This is a genomic window from Symbiopectobacterium sp. Eva_TO (assembly GCF_053848865.1).
Window position 1 is genome coordinate 2,996,435 of record NZ_JBSPEY010000004.1, and the last position, 12,115, is coordinate 3,008,549.

8 protein-coding genes and 7 pseudogenes are annotated in these 12,115 nt (G+C 52.1%); 9 read left to right on the forward strand and 6 right to left on the reverse strand.

What is annotated here, in order from left to right:
• Positions 1 to 240 precede the first annotated feature (240 nt).
• The 5 genes and pseudogenes from ACWWJF_RS17900 to ACWWJF_RS17920 all read right to left on the reverse strand — a co-directional run bounded on the left by ACWWJF_RS17900 (position 241) and on the right by ACWWJF_RS17920 (position 2,663).
• The gene (locus ACWWJF_RS17900) at positions 241 to 579 is read right to left on the reverse strand and encodes an antiterminator Q family protein (protein WP_455870184.1); all 339 of its coding nucleotides are present in this window, start codon (positions 577 to 579) and stop codon (positions 241 to 243) included.
• A 151-nt stretch (positions 580 to 730) separates the two neighbouring features.
• Positions 731 to 1,093 carry a RusA family crossover junction endodeoxyribonuclease gene (locus tag ACWWJF_RS17905; protein ID WP_455870185.1) on the reverse strand — a complete coding sequence of 121 codons (363 nt, stop codon included), beginning with the start codon at positions 1,091 to 1,093 and terminating at the stop codon, positions 731 to 733.
• A pseudogene (locus ACWWJF_RS17910) lies at positions 1,090 to 1,302 on the reverse strand (nuclease domain-containing protein); the annotation flags it as partial. The pseudogene ACWWJF_RS17910 and the gene ACWWJF_RS17905, both read right to left, overlap by 4 nt.
• A gap of 8 nt (positions 1,303 to 1,310) precedes the next feature.
• Positions 1,311 to 2,393 (reverse strand): annotated as a pseudogene (locus ACWWJF_RS17915) (IS3 family transposase); the annotation flags it as partial.
• A 147-nt stretch (positions 2,394 to 2,540) separates the two neighbouring features.
• Positions 2,541 to 2,663 carry a hypothetical protein gene (locus ACWWJF_RS17920; RefSeq protein WP_455870186.1) on the reverse strand — a complete coding sequence of 41 codons (123 nt, stop codon included), beginning with the start codon at positions 2,661 to 2,663 and terminating at the stop codon, positions 2,541 to 2,543.
• A 70-nt stretch (positions 2,664 to 2,733) separates the two neighbouring features.
• Here ACWWJF_RS17920 and ACWWJF_RS17925 point away from each other — a divergent pair.
• The 5 genes and pseudogenes from ACWWJF_RS17925 to ACWWJF_RS17945 all read left to right on the forward strand — a co-directional run.
• Positions 2,734 to 3,249, forward strand: a pseudogene (locus tag ACWWJF_RS17925) (IS630 family transposase); the annotation flags it as partial.
• Between the two features lie 35 nt (positions 3,250 to 3,284).
• A pseudogene (locus tag ACWWJF_RS17930) lies at positions 3,285 to 3,910 on the forward strand (transposase); the annotation flags it as partial.
• Between the two features lie 183 nt (positions 3,911 to 4,093).
• A pseudogene (locus ACWWJF_RS17935) lies at positions 4,094 to 4,672 on the forward strand (DDE-type integrase/transposase/recombinase); the annotation flags it as partial.
• 418 nt (positions 4,673 to 5,090) lie between these two features.
• Positions 5,091 to 6,344, forward strand: a complete 1,254-nt coding sequence (glyA, locus tag ACWWJF_RS17940; protein ID WP_455870187.1) for a serine hydroxymethyltransferase — start codon at positions 5,091 to 5,093, stop codon at positions 6,342 to 6,344.
• Between the two features lie 344 nt (positions 6,345 to 6,688).
• A complete protein-coding gene (locus tag ACWWJF_RS17945) occupies positions 6,689 to 6,877 on the forward strand; it encodes a hypothetical protein (protein ID WP_455870188.1) in 189 nt (62 codons plus the stop codon).
• 9 nt (positions 6,878 to 6,886) lie between these two features.
• Here ACWWJF_RS17945 and ACWWJF_RS17950 read toward each other — a convergent pair.
• A protein-coding gene (locus ACWWJF_RS17950; protein ID WP_455870189.1) for an IS1 family transposase occupies positions 6,887 to 7,581 on the reverse strand; the annotation gives its coding sequence in 2 pieces (ribosomal slippage) (positions 6,887 to 7,341 and positions 7,341 to 7,581; 696 coding nt in all).
• Between the two features lie 385 nt (positions 7,582 to 7,966).
• On the opposite strand from ACWWJF_RS17950, the gene ACWWJF_RS17955 reads away from it, so the two are divergent.
• The 4 genes and pseudogenes from ACWWJF_RS17955 to ACWWJF_RS17970 all read left to right on the forward strand — a co-directional run.
• A complete protein-coding gene (locus ACWWJF_RS17955) occupies positions 7,967 to 9,640 on the forward strand; it encodes an autotransporter outer membrane beta-barrel domain-containing protein (protein WP_455870190.1) in 1,674 nt (557 codons plus the stop codon).
• An 83-nt stretch (positions 9,641 to 9,723) separates the two neighbouring features.
• Positions 9,724 to 10,119: pseudogene (locus ACWWJF_RS17960) on the forward strand (helix-turn-helix domain-containing protein); the annotation flags it as partial.
• A gap of 73 nt (positions 10,120 to 10,192) precedes the next feature.
• A protein-coding gene (locus ACWWJF_RS17965) for an IS3 family transposase (protein ID WP_455868400.1) occupies positions 10,193 to 11,361 on the forward strand; the annotation gives its coding sequence in 2 pieces (ribosomal slippage) (positions 10,193 to 10,448 and positions 10,448 to 11,361; 1,170 coding nt in all).
• An 8-nt stretch (positions 11,362 to 11,369) separates the two neighbouring features.
• Positions 11,370 to 12,017 (forward strand): annotated as a pseudogene (locus ACWWJF_RS17970) (integrase core domain-containing protein); the annotation flags it as partial.
• Positions 12,018 to 12,115 lie beyond the last annotated feature (98 nt).

The window sequence follows — 12,115 nt, forward strand, 5'->3', positions numbered from 1 at the left end:
TCCTTTGGATTTTAAGTTGAGATCACCAGTTAGTAGTTGGTGATCGGGTGTCAACTAGAGCATCCAAAGCCGCTCCGGGCATATTCCCCATTCGGGTGTTTTATTACGCCTCTCCACCCGATCTTTGTCTGGATGTAGTTATGCCGGATCGCAGGCATAAAAAAGCCGCAAAGCTATCGGGTGCGGATGACCGCTCTGGAATTTCTAGTGCGGCCAGTATCTCGATAGCCGTATGCGTTGTCAAGCCGCCTCCAAAAGTTCAGCCACGCGGCCTGCAATGTAGGCTTCAGCGCGTGAAAGACATGCAGTAATATAATTGGGCCGACTTTCAAGTTTTCTGGCTATCGCCCTGCACGACACTTTCCCCCTGTAATACGCCACCACGATATCGTATCCCAGCGGGTCGAAATGCTTGAGCCGCCCTACCGCCCGGTCAACTATCTCACCGTCGGCATCAGACAGCATGGGCCGGATATCGCTGCTGGCCGTGACGAGGGGCCATGCTGCCTTGTACTCGGTGCCAATGCGTGAGCCGCTCCAGTTTCCCCATGCCGTCAACAGGTATCGAATATCTTTCATGTCACCGCCCCCCAGTTTTTGCCGTTCCTGATGCTGTAGATATGCTGCTTGCTGGTCTCGAATTTCCTCGCCACCTCAGCCACCGGCATACCGGAGGTCAGTAATGCCCTAATAAGCGGAATGTCACTCTCAGTAAGTCGTCCTCGTGGTCTCATGCTGCCTCCAATTCCGTGATGACGATATCCAAACTGCCTCCACGCTCTTGCTGCCCGCTTTTTACCCTGAAATCGTCTATCTGTTCGTCGTCCAGCATGAATCCGGCGTGCGTGAGCGAATCGAAAACCGCCTTTTGCAGGTTGTCGAGGTCACGGCGTCGTTTGTCTGGTGCGTGGGCGGTGATGGCGATTTTCAGTCTTGCTGAGGTGTTGATATCGAGGTTTTGCTGCTGGATTATCTGGGTGATGCTTTGTCGGTATGCTTTGCCTTTCTCGCTGATGTAGTGCCGATGTCGTGCGTGTCGCCAGTATGTGTTTAACGATGGTGGCCACGGCAGTTTCAGGTGATATTCGGTCATCGCTTAATCTTCCCCTCCTCTAGCAAAACGGTCTGCGTCCTGATAATGCCCTCAAGATGATGCAGTCGGGCATATTCAGCATCGGTGATACGCGTACGGCGGTCTATTTCGTCGTGACACCCCGAACAGGCCCATGCGCCAAAAAGGTCGTCAGGCTTCATTCCTGTGCCGCAAATTCCTGACATTCGATAATGGGCCAGCACTACGGTTGTAGTGGTCAACTAATATTGGCCACCGCATTAGACTGTATGTAGAACAGTCGCTCAGATTCGTTTGGAGTTAAGCCGCCGTTATACCAGTGAGGCCGGATAGCGCTGTAATACCCCGTGATGTAGCGGATAATCGCGTCCTGGGCTTCGCTGAAGCTGTTGTAACCCTTTGTCGGCACCCATTCTGTCTTCAGGCTGCGGAAGAACCGCTCCATTGGCGCATTATCCCAGCAGTTACCCCGCCGACTCATACTCTGCTTTATCCGGCAGCGCCACAGGGCTTGCCGGTATTGACGGCTGGTATAGTGGCTGCCCTGGTCGCTGTGGAACATGACTCCTGTTGGTTGTCCCCGGAGTTCCCAGGCCATCTGCAACGCTTTAACTGTCAGCGCCGAGTCCGGCGACGTCGACATGGCCCAGCCCACCGGTTTGCGGGCGAACAGGTCTAGCACCACCGCAAGGTAAGCCCAGCATTTGCCCGTCCAGATGTAGGTCACATCGCCGCACCAGACCTGATCCGGCGCGGTAACCGCGAACTGGCGGTTGAGATAGTTCGGTATTTCAACGTGTTCATTGCCGCCGCGTTTGTATTTGTGAGCCGGTCGCTGGCAGCTGGCGATACCCAGCTCCTTCATCAGCTTGCCAGCCAGCCAGCCAGCGCCCCATTTTGACACCAGAGCTGCCGGTGACGATGGTCGCGATACTTCGAGCGCCGGCAGAGCCGCCGCTGGCGTTCCAGGCTTCCATGACGCGGCTACACTTAACCACGCGCTCACCGTCGGGTTCATTAGCGGAAGCCTGCCAGTGCCTGTAGCTGCTGCGATGTACCTCAAAAGTTTGGCACAACGCCGTGACCGGGTATCGCGCCCTCAGCCTGTCGACTACCGTGAACCGTTGAGTGAGTCCGACATTAAGAGCGCCGTAGCCTTTTTTAGGATTTCGTTCTCCATTTCAAGGCATTGGACTTTTTTCTTCATCTCACGCAGCTCGAGCTGTTCAGGGGTAAGAGGAAGTCCCGTTGGCGTTTTTCCCTGTCGTTCAAGGCGAAGCTTATTGACCCAGCGACTAATGGCAGAATGGCTGACATTAACCCATATCGTTATACACATCTTTTGGCCATTTTTTGAACAGGATGCTCAGAACCCCGTGAATTAAGGCATTCAAGCCATCCCATTGGCTTTTTGAGGTTCAAAATGCCACTCTGAGATAAACCCGTAACTCATTGATTAAACAGTGCGTTAGAAAGATGTGTATAACGATATGACATTAACCGCCTCTGCGGACTTAACGTATGTGTAGCCGTGGTCGACAACCAGCTTTGCGGCTTCGAGCTTAAATTCCGCCGTAAAATGTTTACCCATGAGGTCACCTGTCGTGTTGATGAGGTGAGCATATCACCTCCGATCAGGTGGCCAGTATCAGTGTGCCACTACACAGGGAACAAAACTGGCATATGGCTGGATGCCTGCGGGAAAAAAATCTCAGCCAGTGGAAACCACCGGTAGTCGTACCCGTCTGAACATCATGGGAGCCCTGAACCTGAACGACATCGGCAGCACGGTGGTTCGGGAGTACGACAGCATCAACAGTCTCAATATCGCCCGCTTTTTTATCGCCATCCGGGAAACTTACCCGATAAGACAGAAGGTGCATATCATACTCGACGGAGCGGGTTACCACCGGGCGGAGCTGGTGAAAAAGTGGGCATATGTGATGAATATCGACCTCCACTATCTGCCGCCTTACAGCCCGAATCTGAACCCGATAGAAAGACTGTGGAAAGTGATGAATGAAAAGGTGAGAAACAACCGCTACTTCGCTTCACCAAAGGCGTTTCGGCAGGAAATACACCACTTCTTCCGCAATATATTACCGGGACTGGCGGGGGGCTTGTCGCGCAGGATTAATGACAACTTCCAGACGCTGAAAAATGCAACTTCAAGTTAATCGAGTATATGTCTAACAATCATGCTAATTTTGAAATGACCGGGATCCTGTTAGGGCAAGAAGTCCGTAAGCGTAAAACTCCGCAAGAGAAAATCGCCATCATTCAGCAGACAATGGAGCCGGGGATGAACGTCTCCCATGTAGCCCGCCTGCATGGCATCCAGCCCAGCCTTTTGTTTAAGTGGAAGAAGCAATACCAGGAAGGAAGCCTCACCGCCGTTGCGGCCGGAGAAGAAGTGGTTCCAGCTTCGGCGCTGGCGACTGCCCTCAAGCAGGTCCGGGAGCTACAGCGCCTTCTGGGTAAGAAGACGATGGAAGTTGAGATCCTCAAAGAAGCAGTGGAGTACGGCCAGTCGCGAAAATGGATAGCGCACGCGCCCTTGTTGCCAAAGGACGGGGAATAGCTCTGGTCAGCCGCGCCATGAGCGTGTCGCGTGCGCAGCTGTCACTGCGGGTTAACCGTTCTGCCGACTGGCTGGACAGGCGCAGCAACCGGCGTAATGACGAAGCTGATGCTGAGATATTATCGGACATCCTCCGTATCATCAGCGACATGCCCAGTTACGGTTACCGCCGAGTGTGGGGTATCCTGGGTAAGCAACGTCGTGCAGAGGGACTTCCACCGGTGAACGCCAAACGGCTTTACAGGATAATGAGCGAGCATAACCCATATCGTTATACACATCTTTTGGCCATTTTTTGAACAGGATGCTCAGAACCCCGTGAATTAAGGCATTCAAGCCATCCCATTGGCTTTTTGAGGTTCAAAATGCCACTCTGAGATAAACCCGTAACTCATTGATTAAACAGTGCGTTAGAAAGATGTGTATAACGATATGAGCATAACCTGCTGTTGTTGCATGATAAAACTGAACGTCCGAAGCGGGAGCATAAAGGCAAAATCGCGGTAGCAGAGAGCGATATGCGCTGGTGCTCAGATGGCTTCGAGTTCGGTTGTGACAACGGCGAGAAGCTGCGGGTGACGTTCGCACTGGACTGCTGCGACCGGGAGGCCATAGACTGGGCAGCGAGCACCAGGGGTTATGACAGTTCAACCGTGCAGGATGTGATGCTGAGGTCGGTGGAAAAACGCTTCGGTAGCGCGCTGCCGGATAAACCAGTGCAATGGCTGACGGATAATGGTTCAGCGTACACAGCGCATGAAACGCGGAAGTTCGCCAGAGAACTGAATCTGGAGCCCTGCACAACAGCAGTGAGCAGTCCACAGAGTAACGGCATGGCAGAACGGTTCGTGAAGACGATGAAGGAAGATTACATCGCTTTCATGCCAAAACCCGATGTGCGAACAGCGCTGAAGAATCTTGCAGCGGCGTTCAATCATTACAATGAAAACCATCCGCACAGTGCGCTGGGATACAACTCCCCAAGAGAATATCGGCGCCAGTGGGCATCGTTAACTTAAGATACAAAAGCTGTCCGGAGATGGTGGGTCAAGATCAGTGGAAAACATGGACAGGCAAAAGTGTAGCGGTATTAGGAGCAGCTATTTAGCATGGTGACTCCAGGTGTTTTTATAAGATGTGTTTTAAATGCATCTTATTCGAGCATTGACCCGTTGTAAATCCCTGCTTTGTGTTGGTGTTTATTGTGCCAACGGGAACACAATAATGAAGAAAATGCAGGATGCAGATGAAGAAAACTCCCTTGCCTGCACATGAAGTCATTAGGCCGCTAAGCCTTGTGCTGCTTGAAGCTAATCGTTTGTGTAAAAACCTCTGTCAAGCCCTATCATGCAAGGGGATAAACGGTTTACACTATAGGCCAATACCCGTTGCGGGCATTTTTACTGTACATATAGTTAGCTGAGTCAGGAGATGCGGATGTTAAAGCGTGAAATGAACATTGCCGATTACGATGCCGAACTGTGGCACGCGATGCAGCAAGAAGTGGTGCGTCAGGAAGAGCATATTGAACTGATAGCGTCAGAAAACTACACCAGCCCACGTGTTATGCAGGCTCAAGGGTCTCAGTTAACCAACAAATATGCGGAAGGATATCCCGGTAAACGTTACTACGGCGGCTGCGAATATGTTGACATCGTAGAGCAACTGGCGATTGACCGTGCTAAAGCGCTGTTCGGTGCTGACTACGCTAACGTGCAACCGCACTCCGGTTCCCAGGCCAACTTTGCCGTGTATACCGCGCTGCTGCAACCGGGTGATACCATTCTGGGGATGAACCTGGCTCACGGCGGTCACCTGACCCATGGCTCTCCGGTTAACCTGTCTGGCAAACTGTACAAAGTGATTCCTTACGGTATCGATGAAAGCGGTAAAATCGATTACGAAGAAATGGCTGAACTGGCACAAACCCACAAACCGAAAATGATCGTAGGTGGTTTTTCTGCTTACTCAGGCGTGGTTGACTGGGCGAGAATGCGTGAAATCGCTGACAGCATTGGTGCTTATCTGTTTGTGGATATGGCACACGTTGCGGGTCTGGTCGCGGCTGACGTTTATCCTAACCCAGTTCCTCATGCGCATATCGTCACGACCACTACCCATAAAACGCTGGCGGGTCCGCGCGGCGGCCTGATTCTGGCCAAGGGTGGTGATGAAGAACTGTACAAAAAACTGAACTCTGCCGTCTTCCCTGGCGGCCAGGGCGGCCCATTGATGCACGTTATCGCCGGTAAAGCGGTTGCGCTGAAAGAAGCGATGGAACCTGAGTTCAAAGTTTACCAGCAACAAGTGGCGAAGAATGCCAAGGCCATGGTTGAGGTGTTCCTGACGCGCGGTTTCAACGTGGTTTCTGGTGGCACCAGCAACCACCTGTTCCTGCTCGATCTGGTAAGCAAAAACCTGACCGGTAAAGAAGCCGATGCCGCTCTGGGTTGCGCTAATATTACCGTTAACAAAAACAGCGTGCCGAACGATCCGAAGAGCCCGTTTGTTACCTCCGGTATCCGTATCGGTACGCCAGCGGCAACCCGTCGTGGCTTCAAGGAAGCGGAAGTGCGTGAGCTGGCAGGCTGGATCTGTGACGTTCTGGATAACATCAATGACGAAGCGACCATTGAACGCGTGAAACAAAAAGTCCTCGCTATTTGTGAGCGTTTCCCGGTTTATGCCTGATAGCCAGTCACCGATAAGTTAACGCCAGCCCTCGGGCTGGCGTTTTTTTTACCGCTCTTTCTCACCATCTTCGCGTAAGCCTCTGATATATCAGCCCTGACCCTCTGATAGCAAGAATCAGAATATGAAAGTTTTCTCCCGCGCCCCGTCTACCCTTTGAGACAGTTCTGATAGCAAACATGCTGTTTCCAGGAGGTTTGCTTTTAATTAATAATCATAAATTATGTTTATTCATGGTTATTAATTAATAAACTATCAATATAAGTGGAATGATTAAATATCAATAATTTATTATATATTGGGAGAAGTACCGGATGAGGTCTTCGTCATTCAAAGTCAAACCGTTGGTGGTGGCAGTAAGTGCTGTACTAGGCGTTCTTTCTACTTACCCATCATCCGCTGCATCGATCGATGTTTCCACCAACATCAGCGGCCTGATCATCACAACTGCGCAGGATTATCTGAGCATAACCAATACCGGTACGATCACCGGAACCGATTTCGGCGTCACCAATACCTCAACCATTGGGTAATGACTCCAATTAGTAGAACATGTTTTTTTCGATGAAGGCTCCGATGACTTTTTCGTGGATCTTGACGGAGCGCGAGAAGCAAATCGTTTTACGCGCCAGTCGTTTAATGCGGGTACGGAGCGTCAGGTTATTGCGCTCTATGCGTTGCGTGAAGATCTTGCCAGTCAGATGTTTCTGCTTCGGAACCTCTCTTGCATAGCTGCCCCAGTTGTCACTGGTAATCATGCCGATGTTGAACGATGTCAACAGAGCCAGCAATTCACGGCAGGTCTCATCGGTTCGGGGGCTAAAAGTGTAGGCCAGAACACCGCCCGTTTTGGTATTGTAAGCGTACCAGAGCCAGTGCTGTAGCGCCTTACTGCCAACGAAGCTCCATTGCTCATCAAGTTCACAGATAAGGGCGACGTCGGCGTGAGCAACGGGAGAAGACGTTATCCTGCGGGGCGAGAGCTTTTTAAAGCCCGGATGACCGTATTGATGCCGATTTTCAACGTTCTGGCGGTATCGCTAACACCGGCACCGTTGAAGGCCATATCAACGATCTGCTCTTTGACTCCCGGCTTTCGCGCTTCATAGCGGTAGGTAAGCTGGAATACACGGCGACAGCAGTGACACCGGAAGCGTTCGCGCTTAGTTGGACTAAGGCCATGTCGATAAACTTTATCTGAATGGCAGCGAGGGCAATGAACAAAAACAGTAACCACGTGGAAACCTCAAATAGCGGCAGAATATCACAAAAGCCAACTATTTGAAGGTATTACCAACCATTGGTACGCTCAGCAACGCTGGCGTTATCACAGGTAGTGATGGGATTTACAACACCGGGTCGATCGGTCCATTAACCAACTCCGGTTTAATTTCTGCCAGTGACAACAGTGGTATTGGAGTGATGCGGGTAACATTGATTCGCTGTTTAACACCGGCACCATTTCGGGACATAAGGGCGTTTACCTCGAGAACAGCAGCTTTCTGGGGGAATTCAACAACTCCGGGTATATCGAAGGTGATGAAGATACGGCCGTTTTAATCAACGCGAGCAACCTATGCTCTTTCGAGAACTCTGGTGAGATCAGTGGTGACAAGGGCATCGTGCTGGAAAATGACGCCATGCTGTATGAATTCGTCAACTCCGGTGTGATTTCCTCTGATAACGACGCCGCCATCCTGCTCAACAGTTCCAGTATCTATTCCACTAGTAACACCGGATTGATTACCGGTGACGCGGGGATCGTTCTGGAAAATGATGCCAGCGTAGCGTCATTAATTAACGGCGATACCATCAACGCGAGCTTAGGTATTGGCGTGTTTGGTGACAATGTCGAAGAGTTAAGTTCGATTGGATCTATTTCCAACACTGGCCTTATTGATGCTGACGATGGGCTGATTGTATCAGGCGGCGGGTATGTAGGTACCTTCTTCAACTCGGGTACCCTGAGTGCCAATCTGGGTATCGGTGCGTTTGGTAACCCGGAAGACGCTGTCGGTACGATCGCCGCCATTAATAACAGCGGACTGATTGATGTGGAGGATGACCTGGTGGTGGAAGGTGGTTCCTATGTCGGGACATTTTTCAACTCGGGCTCCATCGACACCAATATCGCCATGGGAATTTACAACGGTGGTACCCTTGGCTCCCTCAGCAATGAAGGCATTATCAGCGGTGAGTCTGCCGCCCTCTCCATTGATGGCGGGAGTATCGGGTCGATTTATAACGATGGGGTGATTGCAGGAAATATCTACTCTACCAGCGGCCTGACCTTCTTTGGCAGTGAAGGCGAGGACATCGGGACCTTGACTGGCTATGACAAAGGCAGTATCGGCACCATTTCCATTGCGGCCGGTGACCTGACTTTTGTTACGGGCAATACGGTGCTGAATGACAACGTCATTCTGGGGGAAGGTCAACTGGTGAATGGCTCAGCCCAACTGATGGTCAACAATGTGCTCACGATCGACGGCGACTATCAGCAGGGCGGCGGTGCCTGCCTGCTGTTTGGTGTCAATAACTACCTTGCTACCAACGGTGATATCAACGCCTACAACGGGTATGGCCGCCTGGTGGTGTCCGGCAGCGCCAATATCGTCAGCGGATCTCACGTGGGGCTAATGGGTAACGGCCAATATGCGTTTGCACAAGGGCAGCGCTATGTGGTGATTCGGGCAAACAGTGATGGTACCGATTACAACGCCGACAAACTGGATTACTGGGCTGAGAATTACACCGGACTGCTTACCGGTAATACGGTAACGCACGGTAGCACCAGCGATCTGGTGGTGACGCTCGGTGACTGCAATGGCGACTACAAGCCGATTGGTTACGCGACGACGTCAAACGCCATCTCCGCATTGAACGGCCTGTTTAACTATGGTGGTACGGAGTCGTCCCTGCTCAATCTGTTTAACGCCGGCGCTGCGGTAGGCGATACAGCAGAGGCTAACCGTGCGGGGGCGCAACTTAGCCCAGCGGCGATCGCCTCAGCCTCGGTACAGGCGGCAGCACTGCCCGCCATGTCGGTACTGGACGTATTGGCGCAACGCGGTGAAGCCATTCGTCTGGCAGGCGCAGGCAGCGGTATTTCGACCGGGGAAAATGATGACGGTCCGGTAGCGTGGGGGCAAGCCTTTGGCGGCAAGGTCAACCGAGGTCAGCAGGGGGATATCGCGGGTTACGACGGACACTTCGTTGGCGTGATGTTAGGGGGCGATGGTGAGGTCAACGATAATTGGCGTCTGGGGGGATTAGGTGTATTAGTCGCGACTTGATCTGACACTGGACCTTGAAAGGTTGAGAGTTACCGGTTTTGATATGGGTGTCGAATCCTTATACAAAACACGAGGTAACTCTCATGCTTCATACTAACAATCCCATCATCAAACACAAAGCCGGCCTGCTCAATCTCGCCGAAGAACTCGGTAACGTATCAAAAGCCTGTAAAATCATGGGGGTGTCACGCGACACGTTTTATCGCTATCAGGAACTGGCGGCAGAAGGCGGCATTGACGCTCTGGTTAACCAAAACCGCCGGGTTCCCAACCTGAAAAACCGTGCTGATGAAGCCACTGAACGTGCGGTTGTTGATTACGCCATTGAGTTCCCGGCTCATGGCCAGCACCGGACCAGTAATGAGCTGCGTAAAAAAGGCGTCTTCATTTCTGGCAGCGGTGTGCGCTCCATCTGGCAACGACACGATCTGGAAAACTTTCGTAAGCGCCTGAAGGCACTTGAGGAAAAAGTTGCCAGATGTAGTGGCACACTGATACTGGCCACCTGATCGGAGGTGATATGCTCACCTCATCAACACGACAGGTGACCTCATGGGTAAACATTTTACGGCGGAATTTAAGCTCGAAGCCGCAAAGCTGGTTGTCGACCACGGCTACACATACGTTAAGGCCGCAGAGGCGGTTAATGTCAGCCATTCTGCCATTAGTCGCTGGGTCAATAAGCTTCGCCTTGAACGACAGGGAAAAACGCCAACGGGACTTCCTCTTACCCCTGAACAGCTCGAGCTGCGTGAGATGAAGAAAAAAGTCCAATGCCTTGAAATGGAGAACGAAATCCTAAAAAAGGCTACGGCGCTCTTAATGTCGGACTCACTCAACGGTTCACGGTAGTCGACAGGCTGAGGGCGCGATACCCGGTCACGGCGTTGTGCCAAACTTTTGAGGTACATCGCAGCAGCTACAGGCACTGGCAGGCTTCCGCTAATGAACCCGACGGTGAGCGCGTGGTTAAGTGTAGTCGCGTCATGGAAGCCTGGAACGCCAGCGGCGGCTCTGCCGGCGCTCGAAGTATCGCGACCATCGTCACCGGCAGCTCCGGTGTCAAAATGGGGCGCTGGCTGGCTGGCAAGCTGATGAAGGAGCTGGGTATCGCCAGCTGCCAGCGACCGGCTCACAAATACAAACGCGGCGGCAATGAACACGTTGAAATACCGAACTATCTCAACCGCCAGTTCGCGGTTACCGCGCCGGATCAGGTCTGGTGCGGCGATGTGACCTACATCTGGACGGGCAAATGCTGGGCTTACCTTGCGGTGGTGCTAGACCTGTTCGCCCGCAAACCGGTGGGCTGGGCCATGTCGACGTCGCCGGACTCGGCGCTGACAGTTAAAGCGTTGCAGATGGCCTGGGAACTCCGGGGACAACCAACAGGAGTCATGTTCCACAGCGACCAGGGCAGCCACTATACCAGCCGTCAATACCGGCAAGCCCTGTGGCGCTGCCGGATAAAGCAGAGTATGAGTCGGCGGGGTAACTGCTGGGATAATGCGCCAATGGAGCGGTTCTTCCGCAGCCTGAAGACAGAATGGGTGCCGACAAAGGGTTACAACAGCTTCAGCGAAGCCCAGGACGCGATTATCCGCTACATCACGGGGTATTACAGCGCTATCCGGCCTCACTGGTATAACGGCGGCTTAACTCCAAACGAATCTGAGCGACTGTTCTACATACAGTCTAATGCGGTGGCCAATATTAGTTGACCACTACAAGAGAAGGCATCGTACTTACTGATGCTCAAATCGCTGCACTGGAGAAGAAGGCGCACGACGACGAAGCCTGTGGTGAAATAGAGACTGCTCACCCGGGTTATCTGGGGTCGCAGGACACCTTCTACGTGGGTAATCTGAAAGGTGTTGGCCGTATCTACCAGCAGACGTTCGTGGATACGTACTCGAAAGTGGCGCACTGCAAGCTTTACACGAGTAAAGCACCGATCTCTGCCGCCGACCTGCTCAATGATCGCGTGCTGCCGTTCTACGAAGCTCAGGGGCTGCCAATGCTAAGAATACTGACGGACAGGGGGACGGAGTACTGCGGTAAAGTGGAACAACATGACTATCAGCTGTACTTGGCTATCAACGATATAGACCATACGAAAACGAAAGCGATGTCTCCGCAGACAAACGGTATCTGCGAGCGCTTCCATAAAACTATTTTGCAGGATTTTTATCAGGTTGCGTTCCGTAAGACGTTATACGAGGACCTAGAAAGTCTACAAAAGGATCTGGACAACTGGTTGTGGCATTACAATAATGAGCGAACTCATCAGGGTAAAATGTGCTGCGGGCGTACGCCAATGGCCACGTTACTTGATGGTAAACGAGTCTGGGCAGAAAAAAATCTGAACCAGATTTAATCTGACAGACACCTGTATAAATAACCGGTAACTGTCAGATCAGGTCTGAGCTAATACAGGTTATTACTCGTGCACGGGATTTCATTCAGCGTTTCGGC